The organism is Streptomyces sp. S.PB5, from assembly GCF_030403745.1.
In the GTDB taxonomy this organism is placed as follows: domain Bacteria; phylum Actinomycetota; class Actinomycetes; order Streptomycetales; family Streptomycetaceae; genus Streptomyces.
In genome coordinates this window covers 1-24,150 of record NZ_JAQMWP010000014.1, presented here as the reverse complement: position 1 = coordinate 24,150, position 24,150 = coordinate 1, and the positions used below count along the sequence as shown (strand labels likewise).

Sequence of the window (24,150 nt, the reverse complement as noted above, 5' to 3'; positions counted from 1 at the left end):
TCACAGCGATCGTCCGTTTCCGGCGCACGGTTCGCGCGCATCTGGTCGGGATGACGCAGCCGCTCAGCAAGCGGCCGATGGTCGTCATGGACCGTACGGAAGGGGGCTTTCGGTCAGATTTCGCGTCGCCATTCGGAGGCGAAAGAGAGGAGAAATTGAGGCGACAACGCAGATCACTAATGTCTGCCTCGAGAAAGCAAGCAGGTACCCGCAAACAGAGGAAACTGACGATGCGCAAGTCCCACAAACTCGCAGCAGGCGCCTTCATCGCCACCGCCGCCCTGCACACGCTGCTGCTGGCCGGTACGGCTCACGCGGAGGACAACGGGGGTCTGCAGAGTGCGGAGGTCAGCGGGGCCGGGATCGAAAGACCGCTGAGCTTTGCGCTCGATCGCGTCGCCGAGGTCGGTGACCTCGCGGAGGACACGCTCGACGGCGACCTCCCCTGGAACTGATTCATCGTCGGTCGAGCGGGGGACCCGGCGGCACGGTCCGGCCGGGTCCCCCTCGGCGCGGGTGGCGTCCCGCCGAGTGGTGCAGCCATCCGGACCGCGCCAGACCGGATGGTCCGTGACCGGCCGGCCGGGCCGAAGCTCCACACCGCTGCGCGAGCCGGTCAGGGCGGCGCGGGCCGCCATGACCCCGGCGCGCCGAGCCGAACCCGGCCGCGACCCGCGACGCCGCGAAAGCCGACCGGCCGCACCGCTCGGCGGACGCCGTTGGCGAATCCGTGTGGCGCTCGGCAAGTGTTGCCCGAGTCTCAACGACACGCCGGGCTTACGGCATGGCGCTGAGACCGAGCGCACATTCGGGCCGCGCCTTGCGGGTCAGGGGCCCTTGAGGAGGTGTGCCAGGAGGGTGGCGTCCGCCGCGGAACCGTCCAGACCATGGTCGATGGCCGTGCGCAGACGCCTGGTGCGGCGCTCCCAGACGACGGCGTCGAGAGCCTGGAACTCCTCCCGCGCCCGGTCCAGCCGCCCCAGCGCGGAGTCCGCGCCGCAGAGCGCCTCGATACAGGCCAGGCTGGTGTCGACGCGGGCGCGCAGGAAGCGGTCCCCGATCAGCTCGGTGGCCCGCAGGGCTCTCGCGAGAACCGCACGCGCCTGGTTCGTCCTGCCCTGCCGCCAGTGGGTCTCGCCGAGGGCGCACAGGCCGTAGGTCTCACCCACTTTGTCGCCCTGGCCCCGGCTGAGGCTGATCACGTCCTGACAGACCTGCTCCGCCTCGTCCAACCGATCGGCGCCGATCAGAGATTCGGCGAGACGGTAGAAATTCTGCGTCCGGCTGCGGATGGAACCCGCCTGATAACTGGCCTCGATCGCCTGGTTACTGAGCTGAACAGCACGCTCCGGATATCCGGAATCCAGCTCGATCTGCGCGAGCAGGCCAAGGGCGTAGGAAAGTCCCACCGGGTCGCCGGCGGTTCGGAACAGTTCCAAAGAGGCGGTGCAGTATTTCGCCGCGGCTTCCAGATCCCCGGTGAAACGCACGCACACCGCGAGGTTGCGCAGGGTGATGGCCTGTCCCTGTACGAAGCCGGACCGCTCATGGAGTTGCGCGGCCTCGCCGATCAGGCGCTGCGCCTCGGCATACCGGCGCTGGTAGATGCCGATGGTTCCGAGGCTGCTGAGCATGGTGCCGGCCCCCAGCAGATCACCGGCCGCCCGTGCGCAGTCGAGGGCCAGTTCGGCGTTGCGCTGCCAGTCCGCGAGGTAGCTGCGGGTTTCGAAGAGCGGTACCAGACGAACCGTCAAGGCCCAGGCGTACGCGGCGAAACCGCCCTCGGCCGCCTGCCGGATCAGTGCCGACGCGGACTCGCGCTCCGATTCCATCCAGTCGACAGGATTGACGAGCAGCTCCGTGGCCGTGTCGGCCGGTACGCACAGGGTGCGGTCGAGGTCGTCGGGGAGGGCCTCGTCCGGGCCGTACAACTGCCGATGCGCCTCATCCGCGAGCCCGAGCATCGCTGAAAGCACCCGCTTCAGGCTCGCCCTGCGCACCGGCTCGGGGTCCTCGACCTGGGAGCGTTCCCAGGCATACAGGCGCAGCAGGTCCTGGAAGCGGAAGCGGGGCTCGGTGTGCTCCGGTACCGAGCTGAACTCCAGGAGCTGCGCGCCGACCAGCTGCCGCAGCAGGCCCTCGGCCTCGCTCAGTTCCACGCCGAGAGCGGCGGCCCCGATCCACGCCGGGAAGTCGGGTACGGCGAGCTGGCCGAGGAGCCGGTAGAGCCGGGCCGCCTTGACCGACAGTTCCCGGTAGCTGAGCCAGACGCCGGAGCGGAGCCCGCCCTCGTCGGGGCTGAGCAGGTCGAGCCGGCCGCGCCGGTCCTCCATCCGGCTCGCCAGCTGGCGCAGGGAGCCCCGCCAGTCGGAGATCAGCCGGGTGGCGACGATACGCAGCGCGAGCGGCAGCCGGTCGCAGAGGTCGGCGAGCCGGCGGGCGGACTCGGGTTCGGCCTCGACGCGTTCGGCGCCGATCACGCTGACCAGGAGCTCGTGAGCCTCCCGCTCGGTCATCCGGCTGAGCGCGATGCGCCGCGCACCGTACTCACCGACCAGCGCGGACAGCGGATCGCGACTGGTGATCAGCACCCGGCTGGAGCCCGAGCCGGGCAGCAGCGGACGGACCTGGTCGGGCGAGGCGACGTTGTCGAGGACGATCAGGACCCGGCGGCCGTCGAGGGTGCTGCGGTAGAGCGCGGCCCGCTCGTGGAGTTCGGCGGGGATCGCGACGCCGGGCAGACCGAGTCCGCGCAGCGCCTGGTCGAGCGCGGCGAGCGGGGTCACCGGCGCGCCACGCTCGCGGAAGCCCGCCATGTCGATGAAGAGCTGCCCATCGGAGAAACGTTCCGCCGCTTTGACGGACCAGTGCACGGCGAGCGCGCTCTTGCCTACGCCCGCGACGCCGCAGAGCACCGCAAGGGGCGGTCCGGTGGTCTCGAGGAGGCCGTCGAGCTGCCTCAGCTCCGGCAACCGGCCGACGAACCGCTCGGCAGGGCGCGGCAGTTGACGCGGCACCTGTTTCTGCTCGGTACGCGGTGTCCGCGCCTGAACCGGGGATCCGGCGAGCACTTCGCCGTGCAGTGCCTGCAGTTTCCCGCCGGGCTCGATCCCGAGCTCGTCGATCAGGATCCGCCGCCCCTCGCGGAAGCACTCCAGGGCGTCGGCCCGCCGCCCCGAGAGGTGGTAGGCCCGCATGAGCAGGGCCCGCGCCTCCTCACGGAGCGGATGCTCGGCCACGAGCGGCGCGAGGTCGGCGATCACCCTCCGATAGCCCGCGAGGTGCAACTGCTGGGCCGCGAACTCCTCGGCGATGTCGAGGCGCAGTTCGCTGAGCCGTGCGACGGTGCTGTCGATCCCCTCCCCTGTCATGCCGTCGAGCACGGGCCCGCGCCACAGGGCGAGGGCCTGCTCGAAGTGCTCGGCGGCGGCGGCGTGTTCGCCGTCCTCCGCGGCCCGCCGTGCGCGGGCGACCAGCTCCTCCATCTCGAGCAGGTCGATGCGGTGGTGCCCGGGATGCAGGACGTAGCCGGGCGGGGCGGTCTCGATGAGGCCGTCCACGCCCGCTTCCTCGCGCAGTGTCTTCCTGAGCGCCGCGATGCAGATGGCGATCTGGTTGCGCGCGGTCGCCGGCGGGGCACCGTCCCAGACGGTCTCCGCCAGCGAGTCGACGGAGACCACCCGGCCGGGGGCGAGCAGGAGCATCACGAGCACTGTGCGCTGGCGTGCGCTGCGGATCGGCAGCTGCCGGTCGTCGGCGCAGACCTTCAATGCGCCGAGCAGCTGAAACATCAGGCGAGGTGGCATCCCCCCGCTCACCTCCCCCAGGTGTGCAGTCCCGATGATCATTGTGTGTCCGCCACCCGGGCATGACAAATGTCGAACAGGAAAACTCACGCTACGCGCCGGTCACATGGCACACCGGAAGGGCGACCGGGCCTCTCGGCACGCTCGGTGAAGGGGGGATCACTCGTTGCGGTCAGTAGCCTCCCCACTGCGACAGGAGCATCGCTCTCTCCCGCTCGCTCAGCAGGTCCACCTGCCCGGCCGGCCGGCCGGGATCCCGGGCCAGTTCGGCAAGGGCCCGCAGCGTCCGTTCGAGATACGCCGCCGCCTCCTCACGCGGCACCACATCGGGCCGGTGTCCAAGGCGTACGGCGAGCCCGCCGTCCCGCTGAGGTACGGCCACCAGGCGCAGGGGGTAGTGGGTGGCGTCGTCGAGACCGAAGCCGGTGACCTCTGCCCGGGCGCCGGCGGGGTTCAGGGCCGCCGTGTCGAAGGGGTAGTTGACGAGCATGGTCGTGGTGTCGAACAGCCGCGCGTGTCCGGTCGGGCGCTGAATCCTGCCGAGCCCCAGATGCAGATGGTCGAGCAGGTCGGCGCGTTCGTCCTGGGCGCGGACCAGGGCGTCGATCAGTCTCGCCTCGGCGGGTACCCGGATGCGCACCGGGACGGTGTTCACGAAGAGCCCCACCATCCGCTCGGAGCCCGCCAGTTCGGGAGGCCGGCCCGAGACGGTGGTGCCGAACAGGACGTCGTCGCGACCGGTCGTCCGGGCCAGCACCAGGCCCCAGGCGAACTCGAGGGCCGTGTTGAGCGTGACGCCGTGCGGCCTCAGCCGTTCGGTGAGTTCCGCGGTCACGGCTGCCGGCAGCTCCTCCTCGAGCGTGTGCTGCAGCACGGCCGCACGGTGCTCGGACTCGGGCGCGACGAGCAACGGCTGCGCGTCACCGGCCAGATAGGCGGCCCAGGCCCGCTCCGCGGCGGCCTCGTCCTGGCCGGACAGCCACCGCAGGTGCTCGCGGTGCGGTACGGGCCTGGGCAGGGCGGCCGCGCGGCCGTCGGCCCACAGCCGCAGCAGTTCGCCGACCAGCACGGGCGTGGACCATCCGTCCCAGATGATGTGGTGACCGGTCAGCACCAGGCGGTGGCGGTGCGCTCCGAAGCGGATCAGGGTGAGCCGCAGCAGCGGGGGCCTGGTCATGTCGAAGGGGCGCACCCGGTCGCCCTCGGCGATGAGTGCCGCTTCGGCGGCCTGGTCGTCGGCCGGGCGGCCTGACAGGTCGATCTCCGCCCAGGGCAGGGCCGCTTCGCGGTGGACCGTCTGCACGGCGGTGCCGCGCGGCGTGGTCCGGAAGGACGAGCGCAGCGCCGTGTGCCGGGCGAGCAGCCGCTCGCCCGCGGCGAGCAGGGCGGCACTGTCCACCGGGCCCTCGAGATCGAGCCGTACCTGATTGGTGTACACGTCGATGCCGTCGGCACGGCCCCGCGCCTGCTCGGCGTAGAAGAGGAAGCCCTCCTGCAGGGCGGTGACCGGGAGGATCTCGGTGAGGCCGGGGGCCACCTGCTCGATTCTCTCGATCTCCTCCTGCGTGAGGTCGAGCAGCGGCAGGTCCGAAGGGCTGCGGCCGCCCGCGCCGGGCTGGTCGGCGAGCGCGGCGAGCGCGGCCAGCTCCGACTGCCACAGGTCCATCAGCTCGGCGGTCTGCGCGTCGGTGAGCACTCCGGACGCGGTGGTGCACAGCGCGTGCAGGTACTGCCCGTCGCTGTGGACGTTCAGTTCCAGAGCATGCCGCAGGGGCATCCCGGGGCCGCGTCCGTACGGCAGTTCGTCGCCGCTGAGGACACGCCAGCCGGGGGCGATGTCCTCGGCGCCGATCCGGCCCAGGTAGTTGAAGAGGATCTGCGGGCCGGGCAGGTCCGCGAGCGCCGCGCCCCCGTGCGGGTCGTAATGGCGCAGCGCTCCGAAGCCGGGTCCGGCGTGGGCCCGCAGCTCCTCCTTGACCTGCTTCACCGCGGCGGCCGCGGTGCCGCCGTGGCCGGTGACGCGGACCGGGTGAACGCTGGTGAACCAGCCGACCGTACGGGACAGATCGAGGTCGCCGTCGCGGCCGTGGCCTTCGATGTCGACGAGCACGGGGGCGTCGTGGTCCGCGCCGCCGTACCGGACCCGCCACGCGGCGACAGCCCTGGCGAGAGCGGTGAGCAGCAGTTCGTCGGGGCGGCAGTGGAACGCGCCCGGCACCTCGCCGAGCAGCGGTCCCGCGATGTGCGGCGGCACCGTGATCCTGGTGTGCCGGGCGGTGGCGGCGCTGTCCCGGGCCGGGTCCGTGCGGCGCTCACCGAGCGGGGGTTCACCGGCGCCGTCGAGGACCTCGGTCCAGCGGCCGAGCTCGTGCCGCCAGGCCCCGTCGGCGGCACGCCGTTGCAGATCGAGGGCCCAGGCGCGATACGGCGTGGGGACGGGGGCGAGCGCGTCCGGGTCGTATACGGCGGCGACCAGGTCCGGCAGCAGGGCGCGCCAGGAGACGCCGTCCACCATGAGGTGATGGACACACAGCAGCAGCCGGTCGGAACCGATCCGTACGGCCTGCAGCGTGACGCCGGACCAGGGGTCGAGCCGGTCGCGGGCGGCTTCGGCCACGGCGGCGACGGAGGCCGAGGCGTCCTCGCGGCGGTAGCAGCCGGCGGGGTCGGTGGTGCCGGGGGCGGCGATCTCGTAGCGGATGCGGGCCATGCCGCCCTTGCCGCGCGTTCCGGCCCCGCCACCCACCACGGTCTCGCTGCCCGGCACAGCCTCGCTGCCCGGCACAGCTTCGGGGCCCGGCACGCGCCCGTCGACCGGCACGGCCTCGGGACCCGCGACGCGCCCGTCGCCCAGGACGGCTTCGGGGCCCGCGACCCACCCGCCGCCCGGCACAGCCTCGCCACCCGCCAGGGTCTCGGGGCCCGCCACACGCCCGTCGACCGGCACGGCCTCGGGACCCGCGACGCACCCGTCGCCCAGGACGACCTCGGGGCCCGCGACGCACCCGCCGCCCGACACAGCCTCGCCACCCGCCAGGGTCTCGGGGCCCGCCACGGTCTCGGGGCCCGCCACGGTCTCGCTGCACGGCACGGCCCCGCCACCCGCCACGGTCTCGCTGCCCGGCACGGCCTCGCCAGCCGTCACGCGCCCGTCGCTGTCGCGCACGAGGCGTGCCCGGAGCAGGTCGTGTCGGTTGAGCAGGGTGCCGAGTGCGCGGACGAGGTCCGCGTCATCGGTCTGCGGCGGGAGTTCGAGGAGGACCGCCTGGTGGAAGCCGTCGACCGGGGCGCCCTGGGCGAGCGCGTCGTGGGCCACCGGTGGCAGCGGCGCCGGGCCGGTCGCCGGTTCCGTGGGCCGGCCGGCGCGCTCGGGACGGGCGGCCGCGGCGAGCGCCTCGGGCGTGTGCAGCCGGAAGACCTCGCGTGCGGTGATCTCCAGGCCCCGCCCTCGGGCGAGGGAGACCACACGCATGGCGAGGATGCTGTCGCCGCCCCGGTCGAAGAAGCCGTCCTCGGCCGACACCCCGGTCAGCCCGAGGACCTCTTCGAAGACCTCCACGAACACCCGCTCGGCGTCGGTGCCGGGGGCGCGGCGACGCGCGGCGGCCGGCTGCTCGGGCGCGGGCAGCGCGGCCCGGTCCACCTTGCCGTTGGGCGTCAGCGGCAGCGCGTCGAGCAGCACGACCGTCTGCGGCACCATGTAGTCGGGCAGCGTGTTCGCCATGGCCGTACGGATGGCCCGCGGGTCGCGCGCGGACCCGGCGACGTACCCGGTCAACTGCTGTACGCCGGGCCGGTCTTCGCGTACCACGACCACGCACTGCGCGCTCCCCGCGGCCTGCGCGAGGGCCGTCTCGACCTCGCCGAGTTCGATCCGCAGCCCGCGGATCTTCACCTGGTGGTCGCTGCGCCCGAGGTATTCGAGGACCCCGTCCGCCCGCCACCGCACCACATCCCCGGTCCGGTACATCCGCTCGCCCGGAGCGCCGAACGGACAGGCCACGAAGCGCTCGGCCGTCAGGACGGGACGGCCCACATAGCCGCGGGCCAGCTGGACTCCGGCGAGGTACAACTCCCCCGCCACGCCCACCGGAGCGGGCCGCAGCGCGGCGTCGAGCACATAGGTGCGCACATTGCGGATCGGCGCTCCGATCGGCACGGACCGCTCTTCCCGCGCGGGCCGGCACTCCCAGGCCGTGACGTCCACCGAGGCTTCCGTCGGCCCGTACAGGTTGTGCAGTTCCACTCCGGGCAGCACCTCGAAGAACCGCCGCGCGAGCTCCGCGGGCAGCGCCTCGCCGCTGCACACCACCCGGCGCAGCCCCGTACAGGCCGCGGCCGCCGGGTCACCGAGGAAGGCGCCCAGCATCGAGGGCACGAAGTGCACGGTGGTGACCTGTTCGTCCCGGATCAGCCCGGCGAGATACTCGGGGTCGCGATGCCCCTCCGGACGGGCGACGACCAGCGTCGCACCGTACAGAAGTGGCCAGAAGAACTCCCATACGGACACGTCGAAACCGGCCGGGGTCTTCTGCAGGACCCGTTCCCCGGGCCGCAGTCCGTAGCGGTCCTGCATCCACGCCAGGCGGTTGACGATGCCCTGGTGCGGGACGGCGACGCCCTTGGGCCGGCCGGTCGAGCCACTGGTGAAGATGACATACGCGGTGTCCGCCGGGCCGGCCGCCGCGGCGGGGCGGTGCGCGGGGTACGCCTGCGGGTCCGGCTCGTCGAGCAGGAGCGCACGGCCGTCCGCCGGCAGCCGCTCGGCGACGGCCGTCGTGGTGAGCGTGCACACCGGCCGTCCGTCCTCGAGCAGTTGGGCGATGCGTCCGAGCGGATAGTCGGGGTCCACGGGGAGATAGGCGGCGCCGGTCTTCAGGACGGCGTACAGCGCGATGATCAGGTCGAGGGAGCGCGGCACGGCCACGCCCACCAGCCGGTCGGGGCCCGCGCCCTGGGCGAGCAGGCGGTGCGCGAGGCGGTTCGCCGCGGTGTCGAGGTCGCGGTAGCTGACGCCGCGTCCCTCGAAGACGACCGCGACGGCGTCCGGTGTGCGGTCGGCCTGTTCCTCGAAGCGGGAGATGAGGGTTCCCGTGGGCCGCGGGCCCGCGGTGTCGTTCCAGCGGTCGACCACCGTCTCGTGCTCACCCGGTGTGAGCAGCGTCAACTCGCCTACGGGCAGACCGGGTTGTCCGGAGATCTGGGTGAGCAGTCCGGTCAGCCGGTCGAGCAGCAGCCGGGCCTCGGCGTCGGGGATCAGGTCGGGCCGGTGGCCGAGCCGCAGGTCGAGGGCGCCGTCGTCCAGGGTGGCGGCGAGCCGGAGCGGGTAATGGGTGGAGTCGGCGACGGCCGCGTCCACGAGGGTCAGTCCCGCCTCGGTGAGCGGGGCGGCGATCGCCGCGTAGTCGACCGGGAAGTTCTGGAAGACCGTGGTCGTGTCGAAGAGCGGGCCGTGGCCCGCCTGCTTCTGCACGGCGGTCAGGGCGAGGTGCTGGTGGTCGAGGAGCTCGGCCTGTTCGCGCTGCAGCCGGGTGAGCGCCCGCGCGGCCGGCTCGGCCGCGTCGAGGCGTACGCGCACCGGCAGGGTGTTGAGCAGCATGCCGACCATCCGGTCCACGCCAGGCAGCTGGGGCGGCCGTCCCGAGACCGTCCCGCCGAACACCACGTCGTCGCTGCCGGTGAGCCGGGACAGGAGCAGTCCCCAGGCGAACTGGACCGCGGTGTTGAGGGTGAAGCCGCCCGCGCGGCCCGCCTCGGCGAGCCCTGCCACGACCTCGGCGGGCACCTCGGCGCGGGCTTCGCGCTGGAGCACCGCCGGCAGCTCGGCCGCCTGCGGGGCGTACAGCGTCGGCCCTTGGAGCCCGTCGAGGGCCGCCACCCAGGCCTGTTCCGCGCCTGCGCGGTCCTGAGCCCTGTGCCAGGCGAGGAAGGTACGGAAGGGCGGGGCGGGCGGCAGGGCGGCATGCTCCCCCGAGGCGTACAGCCGGAAGAGTTCGGCGAGGACCACGGGCACCGACCAGCCGTCCCACAGGATGTGGTGCACGGTGACGACGATCCGGTGGTGCCGCTCCGCGAGGCGCAGCACGGCGAAGCGCAGCAGTGGCGCAGTGGTGAGGTCGAAGCCGCGGCTGCGTTCATCAGCCGCGTGCCGCAGCGCGGCGTCCTCGCGTCCGGACTCCGCCAGACCCGTCAAGTCGTGCTGAACCCACGGTAGTTGTACGTCCTTGTGCACCAGTTGCACCGGACGCTTCAGGCCGTGGTGGCGGAACGATGCGCGCAGGGCGCTGTGCCGGGCCAGCACAGCGCGGGCGGCGGTGTGCAGCCGTGCCGGGTCGAGGGGCCCGTCGAGGTCTACGCGGATCTGGGTGGCGTAGACGTCGACGGAGCCCGGCTCGTTCTGGGCGGCGTGCAGCAGGAAGCCCTCCTGCAGCGGCGTGAGCGGGAGGAGGTCGGCGACACCGGGGGGCAGTGCGCTCATCGCGTCTCACCGGCCTCGGCGGTCAGGCCCGCGGTGAGCAGGGCGAGTTCGTCGTCGTCGAGGTCCAGCAGCGGGGTGTCGTCGTCGAAGGCGACGGCGGCCGGGTCCACCGGCCGGGCGGCCGCGGCGAGGGCCTCAGGGGTGCGCAGCCGGAAGACGTCGCGGGCGCTGATCTCGAAGCCCGCGGCCCGGACCAGGGTGACCACGCGCAGGGCGAGGATGCTGTCGCCGCCCAGGTCGAAGAAGCCGTCCTCCACGGTGACGCGGGGAACGTCGAGCACCTCGGCGAAGGCGGCGGTGAAGGCCTGTTCGGCGGGTGTGGCGGGGGCGCGGCCTGTTCCGGTCCCGGTGAGCTCCGGCGCGGGGAGTGCGGCTCGGTCGAGCTTGTCGTTCGCGGTGCGCGGCAGGGCGTCGAGGATGACCACGGCCTGCGGCACCATGAACTCCGGCAGGGTCCCCGCCAGCGTCTCGCGGAGGGTGTGCGGGTCGAGTCCGGCGCCGACGGCGTACCCCACGAGCCGCTGTGCTCCGGGCCCGTCCGCGCGGACCACGACGGCGGCCTGGTCCACGCCGGGCACCGCGCCCAACGCGGCCTCGATCTCGCCGAGTTCGATCCTGAAGCCGCGGATCTTCACCTGGTCGTCGCCGCGCCCGAGGTATTCGAGGACCCCGTCCGCCCGCCACCGCACCACATCCCCGGTCCGGTACATCCGCCCGCCCGGAGCGCCGAACGGACAGGCCACGAAGCGCTCGGCCGTCAGGACGGGACGGCCCGCATAACCGCGCGCGAGCCCCGTACCGGCGAGGTACAGCTCGCCGTTGACACCCACCGGCACCGGTCGCAGTGCGCTGTCGAGGACGTAGGCCCGCATGTTCTGCATCGGGGCGCCGATCGGCGGGAGTTCGTCGATCCGGTCCATGGTGTGGCAGGCCGCGAACGTCGTCGTCTCCGTCGGCCCGTAGCCATTGACCAGTTCGAGGCCGGGGCAGGCCTCGCGGACCCGGCGCAACGAGGCGGGCGCGGCCGCCTCGCCGCCGGTGATGACCGCGCGCAGACCCGCGAACGCGCCCGGGTCCTCGGTGGCGATCAGATTGAAGAGCGCGGCGGTGAGGAACGCGCTGGTGACGCCGTGCCGGGCGGACAGCTCACGCAGCTTCGCGGCGTCCAGGCCCGCGGCGGGCGCGACGACGACCGTGCCGCCGGAGAGCAGCGGCACCCACAGCTCGTACGTGGAAGCGTCGAAGGCGTGCGGGGAGTGCATCAGGAGACGGTCGTGGGCGCCACCGCGCCAGCGCGGATCGGCGCTGAACGCCACGACGTCGCGCTGCTCGACGGCGACGCCCTTGGGGACGCCGGTCGAGCCCGAGGTGTACATGATGTACGCGAGCTGCCGGGGCGACACGCTGCGGCCGGGGCGGGGAGCGGTACCGAAGCGCTCGGCAGCGGCGCCCGCGCTCTCGGGCACGCGCAGCACCACCCGGCCCTCGGCGAAGGGCAGTTCGGCGTCCGGGCGGTCGGAGATCAGCACCGGGGCGCCGATGTCGCCGAGCACCCAGGCGATGCGCTCGGCCGGGTAGCCGGAGTGCAGGGGGACGTAGGTGCCGCCGGCCTTGAGCACGGCGAGCGTGGCGACGACCACCGCCGGGGAGCGCTCGAGGAGTACGGCGACCGGGGTCTCGGCGCCGACGCCGTGCTCGATGAGCCGGTGGGCGACGGAGTCGGCGCGGGCGTCGAGCTCCGCGTAGGTCAGCTCCATGTCGTCCGCGGCCACGGCGATCGCGTCCGGGGCGCGGGCCGCCTGCTCCTCGAAGAGCCGCGCGAGGGAGCCGTCCGGAACAGGGCCTTCGGTGGCGTTCCAGTCGGCGGTCACCCGGCGCGTCTCCTCGGCGCCGAGCAGGTCGATCCGACCGAGCGGCGCGGCGGGCCGCTCGGTGATCCGCTCCAGGAAACGCAGGAACCGGTCCTGGCAGCCGTCGAGGCCGCCTGCCGCGTACCGCTCGGGGTTGCCGTCGAAGTCGAAGCGCAGACCGCTGCCGTCACCGCGGTCGTAGACGGCTATGGAGAGGTCGTCGACGGGGCCGAGCGCCAGGTTGTGCGCGGTGGCGGGCAGGCCCGCGAAGTCGAGCCGGTACGGGAACGCCATGATGTTGACGACCGGGCCGGTGAGTCCCGCGTCGCCGTCGGTCAGGCCCAGATCTCGGCGCATGTCCTCGTAGCGGTACCGCTGGTGCTTGAGCACCTGGCGGGTACGGGCGGTGACCTTCGGCACGAGCTCGGCGAAGCTGTCCTCGGGGCTGACGGGGATGCGCAGCGGCACCACGTTGGAGGCCAGACCCGGGGTGCTGCGCAGCACCGCGGAGTCGCGGCAGGCGACGGGCAGTCCGAGGACCACCTCGCGGGCGCCGGTGCTGCGGTGCACGAAGGCCGCGGCCGCGGCGATGACCAGGACCGGCCAGCGGGTGCGCACGGCACGGGCCGCGTCGGCGAGCCGGTCGGCGAACTCCTGCGGGCGGTGCGTGCTGCGCCGGATGTGCACGGCTCCGGGGTCGGCGGGGCCGGGCTCGGGGCAGGCGATCTGGTCGTGGAGGCGGGCGGGGGCCGGCAGGTCCGTCAACTCCCGCTGCCAGAAGGCGCGGTCGGCATCAAAGGCCTCGCCGGCCCGGTACGCCGTCTGCTCGTCGAGGAGTTCGGCGAGGGACGCGGACGGTTCGACGCCGTCCTCCGGCAGTTCGCCCGTGACCAGTTCGGTGTATCTGCGGGCGACCTTGCGGGAGATCAGGGAGCCGCCGTAGCCGTCGATCAGCACATGGTGGACGCGCTGGTAGTAGTGGAAGCGGTCGGCGGCCAGGCGCAGCAGCGCGAAGGTGCACAGGCCGCCCCGGGTGAGGTCCATGGCCGTGCCGAGGTCGCGGTGGATCCACTCCATGGCCGCGGCGTGCGGGTCGGCGGCCACCGAGACGTCCACGTGTTCCAGGCCGCGTTCGGGGGCGCTGTGCAGCAGCTGCCACAGCGAACCGTCGCCGTCCTCGGCGAGCGCGTGCACCCGCAGCGTCTCCACCTCGTCGATCGTGTGCCGCCAGGCCTCGTCGAAGAGATCGGGCCGCACCGGGCCGTTGATCTCCACGTACTCGGAGATGTTGTACGCATGGCCGGTCGGATCCATGTGGTGCGCGAACCAGATACCGGTCTGCGCCGCGGACAGCGGCAGGCGGGTCAGAGATGTCACGGTGCTTCCCCAGGAGTCGGGCGTCGGTTACGGCGGTCAGCTGATGTGCTGCTCGCGTCGGGCGGGCAACTGGCGCGCTGCTCGCGTACGGCTCTCAGCCGGCGTACTGCTCGCGCAGACTGCGCGGGCGCAGGTCGGTCCAGTTGGCTTCGATGTACGACTGGCAGGCCGCGCGGTCGGTGCGGTCGAGGGCGGTGCGCCAGCCGTCCGGCACGGCGACCGCGGCGGGCCAGAGGGAGTGCTGGTCCTCGTCGTTGACCAGGACCAGGAACTGCCCGTCGGCGTCGTCGAAGGGGTTGCTGCTCATCAAAGGCTCCTTGCGGGGGGCTGCGGGGCGGGGAGATCGGCGGCGAGCGCGTCGAGCACGAGCGCGGCGAGCGCCGGCATCTCGTCCTCCAGGTAGAAGTGGCCGCCGGGCAGTTCCCGCGTCTCGCAGCCGGCGATCGTGTGGCGGTTCCACTGGGCCGCGTCGGTGAGGGCGAACGAGGCGTCGCTGTCGCCGGCGATCGCGGTGATGGGACAGGTGAGCGGGGCACCGGGCACATAGCGGTAGCCCGCGATCAGACGGAAGTCGGCGCGCAGCACGGGCAGCACGAGGTCGCGCAGATCGGCGTCCTTGAGCAGCTCGGCCCCGGTGCCGCCCAGCGCGTCGATGTACGCCATGGCCGCGGCGTCGTCGGCGAAGTCGAGCGCGCGGCCGGTGTCGATGTGCGGGGCGCGGCGGGCGGAGGCGAACAGCCTGCGCAGGGCGACGGGATGGGTGGCACGCAGCCGGCGGGCGGTCTCGAAGGCGACGGTGGCGCCCATGCTGTGGCCGAGGAACGCGGCCGGCAGATCGAGCCGTCCCGCGACGGCGTCGGTGACCTCGGCGACGAGGTGCCCCATGGAGCGGGGCATCGGCTCGCCGTAGCGGTCCTGCCGTCCGGGGTACTGGACGGCGACCACCTCGATCTCCTCGGGCAGCAGGGCCGCGAGTGGGTGGAAGGCGCTGGCGGCGCCCCCGGCGTGCGGGAAGCAGAACAGCCGCAGCCGGGGTGCGGGCCGCGGGTCGAACACCCGCAGCCAGCTGGAACGAGTCATGAGGGCTCCCTGGTCGTGGCCTTGACAGAGACGGTCGTGGCCTTGCAGCGACGCGGGCACAAACGGCTCCGGTCCTGGACGGAGTGATCCGTCCAGGACCGGACTGTGTCAGGAGTGGCTATATTTTTCCGTTATGCCGGGAAGCAGTCCGCGTGGCCCAACTGCCCGCTCACTGGGCGTACTTGACCTTCACATCACCGCCGTCGCTGCGGACCTCGATCTTCCGCTTGGCGTTCGGGTCGTTGTCGACGGCCGTCTCGCTCTTGCCGCCCTCGGCGTCGATGCTCACGGCGTACGGGCCGCCGGGAACCTGCACGGTGATGTCACCGCCGCCGCTCGCCGCGTAGATGCGGTCCGGGGCCTTGGTGAAGGAGACGTCGACATGGCCGCCCTCGGTGCGCAGCCGGGCCGGTCCCGCGAGCCCCTTGCCGGTGATGTGGCCGCCGCCGCTGTCCACCCGCAGCTGGGTCTCGGCCGGCAGCTCGATGCGGTAGCTGACCGAGCAGTCACCGGTGTCGCAGCCGCCGCCGGTCAGCCGCAGCTCACCGCCCTCGACCTGGTGACTCGTGGCCGGCTTGTCGTCGCTGTAGGAGAACTTCTCGGTGACCTTGACGGACTCGGCGTCGGTGACGATCAGTTCGACATGGCCGCCCTTGGTGTCGAGATCGAGCGCACGGACCTTGTCGGTGACGGTGTAACTGGACTCGGAGTTCGACTTGTCGTTGCCGAACGCCTCGTCCATCTCACACCCGGAGAGCGTGGCGAGAGCGGCTACGGCGAGGGCGGCGGTGATGGGCTTGCGCATGGGTGTCAGGTCCTCAGGAGGGTAGGTGTCTGGGCGGTCTCGGGCTCCTCCGCGGGCTCTTGGACGACGGGCTCGTCCGCGGACGGGCCAGTACCGGGACGCGGACGGCCCCAGGCGCGGTCGCCGAGCAGGGCGAGGACGGCGGGCAGCAGAATGCCGCGGACGATGGTCGCGTCGAGCAGGATGGCGGTCGCCATGCCGATGCCGAGCATCTTGTACTCGATACCGGAGAGCGTCGCGAACAGCGCGAACACGGCGATCATGATAACGGCGGCGCTGGTCACCACCCCGGCGCTGGCGCCGACGCCCTGGGTGACGGCGTCCTCGGCGCTCTCACCGCGCTGCCGGCGCTCGCGGATCCGGCTCAGGATGAACACGTGGTAGTCCATGCTCAGGCCGAACAGGATCACGAACATGAACAGCGGCAGCCAGTTGACGATCCCGCCGAACGAGGTGAAGCCGAGCGGCCCCGCGAGTCCGCCGTGCTGGAAGGCCAGCACGATCACGCCGTAGGCCGCGCCGATGGACAGCAGGTTGAGCAGCACGGAGGCGATGGCCACCAGCGGGGCGCGGAAGGCGGCGATGAGCAGCACCAGGGAGATGGCGAGGACGAAGCCGATGACCCACGCCGAGCGCTGGTCGAGCACCTCCGCGAAGTCATGCAGTCCGGCGGTGCGTCCGGTGACCGCGTAGTGGAGTCCTTCGGTGGACTCGAAAGCGCGCGGCAGGACGTCCTCGCGCAACTCGGTGAGCGCCTTGACCGACGTGGCGTCGGTGCCCTTGCCGGCCAGCGGCACCTTGACGCTCAGGACGTCGCCGACCTTCTGCACGGTGACCGGCTCGCCGAGCAGCTTGCTGCCGGCGGCCGCCTCGCGGACGGCGTCGACGGCGGCGTCCGCCCTGCCGTCGGTGGCGCCCTGGCCCCAGACGACGATCTGCGCCGGATCCGGGCCGCCGGGGAAGGCCTCCTGGAGCCGGATGCCGGCGTCGACCTCGGGAATGCTGCGCGGCAGTGAGTCGAGGCGGCCCGGCTCGCTGAGCTTCATGTCGAGTGCGGGCACCGCCAGCGCGCCGAGTGCGAGCAGCGCGGCGCCGCCGAGCAGCAGCGGCTTCTTGACCACGGCGGCGGCGGTGGCCGTCCACAGCGTGGACCTGGTGGCGGTGGTGCGCCGGCGGCCGAGGAACGGCACCCGCAGGGCGTCGACCCGGGGGCCGAGCAGCGAGAGCGTCGCGGGCAGCACGGTGACGGAGCCGAGCACGGCGAGGCCGACCACGATGATGGTGCCGACGGCCATGCCGTTGAACACGTCGACGCCGGTGAGGAAGAGCCCGGCCATGGAGAGCATCACGGTGAGCCCGGAGACCACGACGGCGTGCCCGGAGGTGCGCGCGCTGATCCGCAGCGCCTCGGCGGGGGTACGTCCGGCCGCCCGCTCCTCGCGGTCACGGCGCAGATAGAACAGCGAGTAGTCGACACCGACCGCCATGCCGACGAGCAGCACCACCGAGGAGACGGTGCTGTTGGCCGGGACCACCGTGCCCGCCACCGCGAGCAGGCCGGTCGCCGCGAGCACCGCGGTCGCGGCGAGCAGCACCGGCACCGCGGCGGCGACCAGGGCGCCGAAGACCACGAGCAGGATGATCAGGGTGACCGGCAGCGACAGCGTCTCGGCCTGCGCCAGGTCCTCGTCGGCGGCCTGGTCGACGGCGGCGGTCAGGGACAGGTCGCCGGCCATCGCGAAACGGACGTCCGGGTGCGTCTCGCGCACCTCGGCCACCGACTTCTTGATCGCGGCGAACCGGGTGTCGGCCTTCGGACCGGGGCCCGGGATCTCGAAGGTGACCAGGGCGCTGCGGCCGTCCTCCGAGACCAGCTCGGCGGCCGCCTCAGCGCCGTCGAGCGGGCTGAGCACCTTCTCGGCCGCGCCGTCCGCACCGCGCAGCGCCGCGACCACGTCCTTGACCGCGGCCCGCAGCCGCGGGTCGTCGGCGAAGCGGCTGTCGCGGCGATCGGACTCGACCAGGATGTTCTCGGAGTACGACGCGATGGTCCGCTCCTCGCGGATGATCCGCTGAGCCCGGCCGGACTCTCCGGCGTCGGTGGTCTTGGCACCGCTTCCGGCGGCCGAGCCCGCCAGCACGGAGAGGACCACGAGCAGCAGCCAGCCGGCGATCGACTTCTTGGCGTTACGGGCCGACCAGCCCGCGATCCGCTCGGTGAGCGGCGCGCGTGCCGGGGGAACTCCGGCCTCGGTGGGGGGATGTGTGGGCATGAAGTCTCCTACGGTGCGGTGCGTGCTCCGGCGGTTCGGCGCCGTCGCGGTTCCTGTAGGTCCTATACGGGGGTTCTCTACTGGATCGATATCGGCCGGTCTGGGCCGTTCGGCGCGCTCTCGTGGCCGTCTCCTCCGCGTCGTACGACGGGAGAGGCGAGTGCCGTGAGCGCGAGCAGGGCCATGGCTGCGGCGGCGCCGAGCACGGCGGTGGTGCTGCCGAGGGCATGCAGCAGGAAGCCGCCCATCAGCGCCCCGAGGGAGTTGAGGCCGGAGCCGATCAGGGTGAAGACACTGGTGGCCCTGCCCTGCATGGCATCGGGGGTGACCAGGACCTGATAGCTGCCCGCGGCGACATTGAGCAGGGCACCCGCGCCGCTCATCCCGGCCATCAGGGCGCCGAGTTGGACCGGATGGTCGGCCACGGCGACGGCCGCCATCAGGACGGACCACAGGGCCAGGGCACCGATGAGGATCACCTGTACGGGAAGACGGCGGTTGATCCAGGGGGCGACGAGGGCGCCGGTCAGACCGCCCAGGCCGCCGAGCACGCCGAGCACGCCGACCATGGCGGCGCTGTGCCCGTTCTCCTTGACGATCAGGACCATGGCCAGGGTGATCAGCTGGAAGGCGAGGTTGCTGCCGCCGACCAGGGCGATGGACGCTCTCATGAAACGCTGCCGCCACACCCACACCAGGCCTTCGCGTATCTCCCGGCGCAGGGAGCGGGGCTCGGGCCGCGCCTTGTCCTGCAGGTCGGCACGGATCCCGGACACCGTCGCCAGGGCGAGGAGATGGCCGAGTGCGGCGGCGCAGAAGGGCAGCCAGCGCGCCGCGCTGAACAGAGCCGCGCCCAGGGGCTGTCCCAGCAGCCCCGCGCCGTGACCGCGGGCCTCGCTCTGCGCGAGGGCGGTGCGCAGTTGGCCGGTGGGGACGACATGCCGTACGGCGGCCCGCTCGGCGAGCCGGTGCAGGATGCCCGCGGCGCCCTGGACGAAGGCGACGGCCATGACGTGCCAGAGCCAGAGCCGGCCGGCGAGCAGCGCGGCGACCAGGGTGGTCATGGCGGTGAGTCCGGTGAGGCTGCAGGTGATGAGCACACGGCGCCGGTCGAGCCGGTCGACCAGGGCGCCCGCCGGCAGCAGTACGAGCAGTTGGGGCAGCAGGGAGGCGAAGCCGACGAGTCCCGCCTCGGCCGGGCTCCCGCCGGCCCAGAGGTAGAGCAGCGGATACGCGGTGACGGCGGCGCGGTTGCCGAGCAGCGCGGCACCGGCGCCGAGCCACAGGCGACGGAAGTCGCGGTTGCGGCGCAAGGGCGGGAAGGCAGGGGCGTCGGGAGGGAGGGTGTCCGTTGAGGTCATGGGGGCTTCCGGGTGTCTTCCGGGGGTGTGGAAAGGGCTGCGGATTCATGTGCGGAGCCGGGCAGATGGCCCGCGTGGCGGCCGGTCGAGGCACCGGGGTGCGACGTCACAGGCGTCCGCCCGGACGCGGTCGGCCGGACGCGGTCGGCCGGGCCGCCCAGGCCCTGTCGTCACCTTCCCGTCGTTCGCCCGAAGGGCCCGCGCGGCGGCTTGGGGGCGCCCCCGCGCGAGCGCATTCGAGCGTGCGTGCCGGGCGGCGTGACGCCGCGGAGATCCATCAGAAGGGCGCCCTGGGAGCGCCCGGGTCACCGGGCGGCGGTCGTCGGGCCGCGGTGGGCGGGGCCGCGCGGGCGAACCCCCGTCGCGCTGACGGGGGTTCGCCGGGCTGTCAGCGGGGGTCGCCCGCCGCGTTGCGCACTCGGGCCGCGACCGCCTTGGCCACGTGCTCACCGGACTCACCATTGGTGAGCACCACCAGGCCACGCCCCGTGCCCAGGCGCAGCACGGACGCGCCGTAGTAGCCGACCGGGGTGCCGCCGTGCCCGAACTCGGTGTCGGAGCTCAGCACGTCGACGACGGTGCCGAGCCCGTAGAGGCTGTCGGCGGCAGGCGTCAGCATCAGCTCGGCGGTCTGCCTGGACAGCAGGCCGAGCGGCCTGCCGAGCGCGGAGCGCCGCAGTTCGAGCGCCGCCCGGGCGAGGTCGGACGCCGTGGTCCACAGCCCCGCCGCCGCGGCGTCGGGCCTGATCCGCCGGCCGCCCTCGATCAGCCGGCCGTCGGCGTCGTGTCCGTACGCCGCGAGCACTCCGGACCGCTCCGGACAGTCGGCGGCGAAGCTGCTGTCGTTCATGCCGGCCGGCAGCAGCACGAGGCGCCGCATCAGCTCGTCGAACGGCTCACCGGTGACGTCCTCCATCACCTTCTGCAGCACGACGTAGTGCACGTTGGCCTTGCGGAACCCGGCACCGGGCTCCACTCCACGGCCCACGGGGGCCACCGCCGGATCGGCCGCGCCGGTCAACAGGTCGAGCAGGGACGGCAGATGGCCGCCGGGCACGAACCCGTTGCCCGGGGTCGGGGTGAGACCCGAGCGGTGGCCCAGGAGGTGGCGCAGGGTGACCGGGGTGTCGCCGGGGGCGCCCGGCACCTGCCAGCCGGCGAGGTAGCGGTTCACGTCCTCGTCGAGCCGCAGCACCCCTTCCTCCACGAGCCGCATCGCGCCGAGTGCCGCGATGTGCTTGCTGATCGAGCCGGCCTGGAACCTCGTCCGCGGGGTCACCGGCCGCCCCTGTCCGTCTTGTCCCGCACTCTCCACGGCGACCAGGTCACCGCCTTCGAGCACGGCGACGGAGGCACCGGGCACGGCGTAGTCGGCGAGCAGCGCGTCCAGTTCACTGCCCGCGGGCACCCGGGACCGGCCCGCCGCGGACTCGGACGGCGCCGGCTCGGATGCCGCCGCGTCCACGGCCGCGGCCACGTCGGCGAGCGTCTCGTGCTGGTAGAGCATGAACAGCGACAGCGGCAGCCGCTCCCGCTGGCAGGCGGCGATCACCTTGATCACCTGGATCGAGTGTCCGCCGAGGGAGAAGAACCCGTCCTCCCGGCCGACCTGCTCCGCACCGAGCACATCCGCCCAGATCGCCGCGAGACGCCGCTCGGTCTCGCTGCGCGGTGCGCTGTACCGGCGCTGCCGCACCGCCTCGGCGGGGTCGGGGAGTTGAGCCCGGTCGATCTTGCCGTTGGCGTTGAGCGGCAGGGCCGGCAGCTCGGTGAAGCTGCCCGGGATCATGTAGTCGGGCAGCTGGTCACGGCAGTACGCGGTGAGCGCGGCGGAGTCGAACGCGTCGGCTCCGGAGCGCGGCACCACATACGCGGCGAGCCTGCCGTCACCCGGGGCGGGCTCGTATCCGATGACGAGCGCCTCGCTGATCTGCGGGTGGTTGTGCAGGACGGCTTCGATCTCGCCGGTCTCGATCCGATAGCCACGGATCTTCACCTGGTGATCCGTACGGCCCAGGAACTCCACCACGCCCGGCTCCACCCAGCGCGCCAGATCCCCCGTGCGATACATCCGGGAACCGGACGGACCGTACGGGTCGGGCACGAACCGCTCGGCGGTCAGGGCCGATCGGCCGAGGTAACCGCGGGCGACACCGGTTCCGGCGACGTAGAGCTCACCCACGGCACCGACCGGGACACGGCGATAGCCGGAGTCCAGGACGCGCATCACCATGCCGGGCAGCGGAGCCCCGATCGGCACCACACCCTGCCCCGCGCCCAGCGGCACCGGGTGGATGCAGGTGCCGACGGACGCTTCGGTGGGCCCGTACTCATTGACCAGACGGCCCTCACCCAGGACCCGCGTGAACCGGGACGCGAGCGAGGCCTGAAGAGCTTCACCCGCCACCACGATCACCGACGCCAGACCCGCGATCCGCTCGTCGCTCAGCTGCTGGGCCAGGATCTCCAAATGCCCCGGCGTCAGCTTCAGGAAACTGAACGGACCGGCCGCCACCAGCCGCTCACCCAGCTCCGACAGGTCGAGATCCTGCGGCAGCAGATGCACCCGCTGCCCCGCCAGCAGCGGCGCCCACACATTCGGCACCACCAGATCGAAAGCCACCGACGAGAACACCGCACCACCACCGGAACCGGCACCCGCCAACTCCCGCTGCGCCCAGCCCAGATGATTGGCCAGACCCCGATGCGTGACCGCCACACCCTTCGGACGACCCGTCGACCCCGACGTATAGATCACATAGGCCAGCTCATCCGGATCAAGAACCACACCCGACGCCGCATCCGAACCGCCCGCAACCGCACCAGCAACCTCCGGATCATCCACGCAGACCAGTCGGCCGTCGAACTCCACCGGCGCCGAGGCCAGTTCAGTGACCAGCACCTTCGCGCCGGCGTCAGCAAGCATCCCGGCGACCCGGCCGGACGGGAAGCCCGGGTCCAGCGGCACGAACGCCGCCCCCGCCTTCCACACACCCAGCATCACCGCATGCAGGTCCACACCCCGCTCGAGCAGCACGCCGACCACCGAGCCACGACCGACCCCGACAGACCCCAGATACGCCGCCCACCGATTCGACGACACCTCCAACTCCCCGAACGACAGCGAGAAACCAGAGCCCTCGACGGCCACAGCATCCGGCGCCGCAGCAGCCCGCTCAGCGAAGACGACCGGCACCGGCACGCCCTCACGCACAGCACCCTCACCGGAGGCCTCCCAGCCGCTCAGCGACTGAGAGTCCACCGTCGGCAAGAACACCGCCGAAGCGTCCCCTCCGCCACCGAGCGCCATCGCCTCGAACACCGCCCGGTACATCCCCGCCAACCGCTCACCATGGGCACGCGACACCAGTCGCGGCGAGCAGCGCAGTTGCAGGCGTCCCGGTGCCGTCGACACGGCGAGGCCGAACTCGTTGGTGCTCGATCCGAGTGCCGCGGTGGCGTCGACCATGGCGCCGCCCGCCGCGTCCTCGGCCTCCTCGAAGTCGTGGAAGCTGAAGTACGCCTCGATGAGCCGGCCGCCACCGCCGTACTCCCCCTCGATCACCGGCATCGGGAAGTGCCGGTGGGTCCAGGTGGTCCGCTCGGTGGCGAAGGTCTGCGCGACCAGGTCCCGCCAGGTGCGGGCCGTGCGGTGGTGCGGGATCGGCAGCACGTTGAGGAACATGCCCGCGATCCGGTCCGCTCCGGGCGCCTCGGGACGCACGTGGTGGGTCAGGCCCGAGAGGAAGGCCTCCTCCGGGGTGAGCTGGCTGAGCACCTTGAGGTGCGCGGCGAGCAGCAGGCTCTTGAAGGGCGCCCCCGACTGCACGGCCAGGCGGCGCAGTTCGGTCTCCAGGTCGGCGTACGGCACGCTCAGGACGTAGAGCCCGCCGTCCTCCTCTTGGTCCGAGCCCCAGCCGGCCGGGACGGTGAACCGTTCCGTGCCGGTCACGAGCGTCCGCCAGTAGTCGCGCTCCTCGGCCGACTCCAGGGCCTCGAGCTCCGCGGCGACCGTGTCGGCGAACCGCAGGGCCGGGCTCTCGTGGACCACAGGCTCGCCCGCGAGCAGTCCGTGGTAGGTCCCGAACAGCTCGCTGAAGAGCTGACGTGTGCTCCAACCGTCGAGGATCACATGGGAGTTGACGGCGGTGAGCTGCCAGCTGCCGTCCGCGCACAGGTGGACGGTGAACCGCAGCAGCGGCACGGACGCCGGGTCGAGCGGCGTGCGGGACAACCGCTGTGCGTACTCCCTGACCGCCGCCTCGGCCCGTTCGTCGGTGAGCGCCGTCAGGTCCACGAGCTCGACCTCGGCGCGCACGTCACCGTGCACCAGTTGCAGGGGGACGGAGCCGCGGTCGAGGCTGATCCCGGTGCGCAGCACGTCGTGCCGGGCCACCAGGGAGTCCACCGCCTGCTGGAAGAGCCGCGGGTCGAACGCCCGCTCGTCGCGGATCCGCAGACTGCTCACCAGGTGGTACGCCGGGTTCTCGGGGTCGGAGAGCATCTCGATCTGCATGCCCAGCTGGCTCTGGGTCAGCGGGTAGGCGTCGTCGAGCCCTTCGGGAAGCAGGTCGCGGTCCGCCTCGGGGACCAGCTCGAACGGTTCGACCGGACGGCGCGGGCCCGAGCCGCCGGCTTCGCGTCCGGCGATCAGAACGCAGAGGCGCTCGAGGACGGGGTGCTCCATGAGGTCACGGACCTCGGCCTGGTAGCCGGCGTCGCGCAGGGTGCCGACGAGGATGACCGCGCGGATGGAGTCGCCGCCGAGCTCGTAGAAACTGTCGTGGACGCCGACCTTGTCGACCCCGAGCACCTGCTGCCAGATCTCGGCGACATGCGCCTCGAGAGGGGTGCGGGGAGCGGTGAACTCGCCCGCGCTGCGCAGCTGTCCGGCCTCCGGAGCGGGCAGGGTCCTCTTGTCGAGCTTGCCGTTGGTGGTGAGCGGGATCGCGTCCAGCTCCACGAAGGCCGCCGGGATCATGTAGTCCGGCAGCTCCTGGGCCAGGGCCTCGCGCAGGACACGCGGTTCGATCACCGAGCCTTCGACCGGGACGAGGTAGGCGACCAGGCGCTTGTCGCCCGGGGTGTCCTCACGGACCACGGTGACGGCCTGCCGTACC

General features: G+C 72.6%; 10 protein-coding genes. 1 reads left to right on the top strand and 9 read right to left on the bottom strand.

Features of this window, described 5'->3' with window-relative positions; genetic code table 11:
* The first annotated feature begins 230 nt into the window (after positions 1-230).
* Complete coding sequence (locus PH203_RS32175; protein WP_289924442.1) at positions 231-455, top strand: hypothetical protein; 225 nt, start codon at positions 231-233, stop codon at positions 453-455.
* A 372-nt stretch (positions 456-827) separates the two neighbouring features.
* On the opposite strand, the gene PH203_RS32170 is transcribed toward PH203_RS32175, so the two are convergent.
* From PH203_RS32170 to PH203_RS32130, 9 genes are all read right to left on the bottom strand, one after another.
* Positions 828-3,806 (bottom strand): AfsR/SARP family transcriptional regulator, encoded by a 2,979-nt coding sequence (locus tag PH203_RS32170; RefSeq protein WP_289924440.1) that lies wholly within the window; start codon positions 3,804-3,806, stop codon positions 828-830.
* A gap of 172 nt (positions 3,807-3,978) precedes the next feature.
* Positions 3,979-10,284 carry a non-ribosomal peptide synthetase gene (locus PH203_RS32165; RefSeq protein WP_289924438.1) on the bottom strand — a complete coding sequence of 2,102 codons (6,306 nt, stop codon included), beginning with the start codon at positions 10,282-10,284 and terminating at the stop codon, positions 3,979-3,981.
* Positions 10,281-13,511 carry an amino acid adenylation domain-containing protein gene (locus PH203_RS32160; protein ID WP_289924437.1) on the bottom strand — a complete coding sequence of 1,077 codons (3,231 nt, stop codon included), beginning with the start codon at positions 13,509-13,511 and terminating at the stop codon, positions 10,281-10,283. The genes PH203_RS32165 and PH203_RS32160 overlap by 4 nt, the downstream gene beginning before the upstream one ends.
* Positions 13,512-13,605: 94 nt before the next feature.
* On the bottom strand, positions 13,606-13,818 hold the full coding sequence (locus tag PH203_RS32155; protein ID WP_289924435.1) for an MbtH family protein: 213 nt from the start codon (positions 13,816-13,818) through the stop codon (positions 13,606-13,608).
* Positions 13,818-14,591, bottom strand: a complete 774-nt coding sequence (locus PH203_RS32150) for an alpha/beta fold hydrolase (protein WP_289924432.1) — start codon at positions 14,589-14,591, stop codon at positions 13,818-13,820. The genes PH203_RS32155 and PH203_RS32150 overlap by 1 nt, the downstream gene beginning before the upstream one ends.
* Positions 14,592-14,760: 169 nt before the next feature.
* Positions 14,761-15,396, bottom strand: coding sequence for a DUF4097 family beta strand repeat-containing protein (locus PH203_RS32145; protein ID WP_289924431.1), 636 nt, complete (start codon positions 15,394-15,396; stop codon positions 14,761-14,763).
* A 5-nt stretch (positions 15,397-15,401) separates the two neighbouring features.
* On the bottom strand, positions 15,402-17,669 hold the full coding sequence (locus PH203_RS32140) for an MMPL family transporter (RefSeq protein WP_289924429.1): 2,268 nt from the start codon (positions 17,667-17,669) through the stop codon (positions 15,402-15,404).
* 77 nt (positions 17,670-17,746) lie between these two features.
* Positions 17,747-19,030, bottom strand: coding sequence for an MFS transporter (locus PH203_RS32135; protein WP_289924427.1), 1,284 nt, complete (start codon positions 19,028-19,030; stop codon positions 17,747-17,749).
* A gap of 388 nt (positions 19,031-19,418) precedes the next feature.
* On the bottom strand, positions 19,419-24,150 hold a 4,732-nt coding region (locus PH203_RS32130), incomplete at its 5' end, for a non-ribosomal peptide synthetase (RefSeq protein WP_289924425.1).

Bases quoted from the DNA above. Each gene is read 5' to 3' on its own strand.
- PH203_RS32175 (WP_289924442.1), top strand. From the start codon at position 231: ATGCGCAAGTCCCACAAACTCGCAGCAGGCGCCTTCATCGCCACCGCC.
- PH203_RS32170 (WP_289924440.1), bottom strand. From the start codon at position 3,806: ATGCCACCTCGCCTGATGTTTCAGCTGCTCGGCGCATTGAAGGTCTGC.
- PH203_RS32165 (WP_289924438.1), bottom strand. From the start codon at position 10,284: ATGAGCGCACTGCCCCCCGGTGTCGCCGACCTCCTCCCGCTCACGCCG.
- PH203_RS32155 (WP_289924435.1), bottom strand. From the start codon at position 13,818: ATGAGCAGCAACCCCTTCGACGACGCCGACGGGCAGTTCCTGGTCCTG.
- PH203_RS32150 (WP_289924432.1), bottom strand. From the start codon at position 14,591: ATGACTCGTTCCAGCTGGCTGCGGGTGTTCGACCCGCGGCCCGCACCC.
- PH203_RS32145 (WP_289924431.1), bottom strand. From the start codon at position 15,396: ATGCGCAAGCCCATCACCGCCGCCCTCGCCGTAGCCGCTCTCGCCACG.
- PH203_RS32140 (WP_289924429.1), bottom strand. From the start codon at position 17,669: ATGCCCACACATCCCCCCACCGAGGCCGGAGTTCCCCCGGCACGCGCG.
- PH203_RS32135 (WP_289924427.1), bottom strand. From the start codon at position 19,030: ATGACCTCAACGGACACCCTCCCTCCCGACGCCCCTGCCTTCCCGCCC.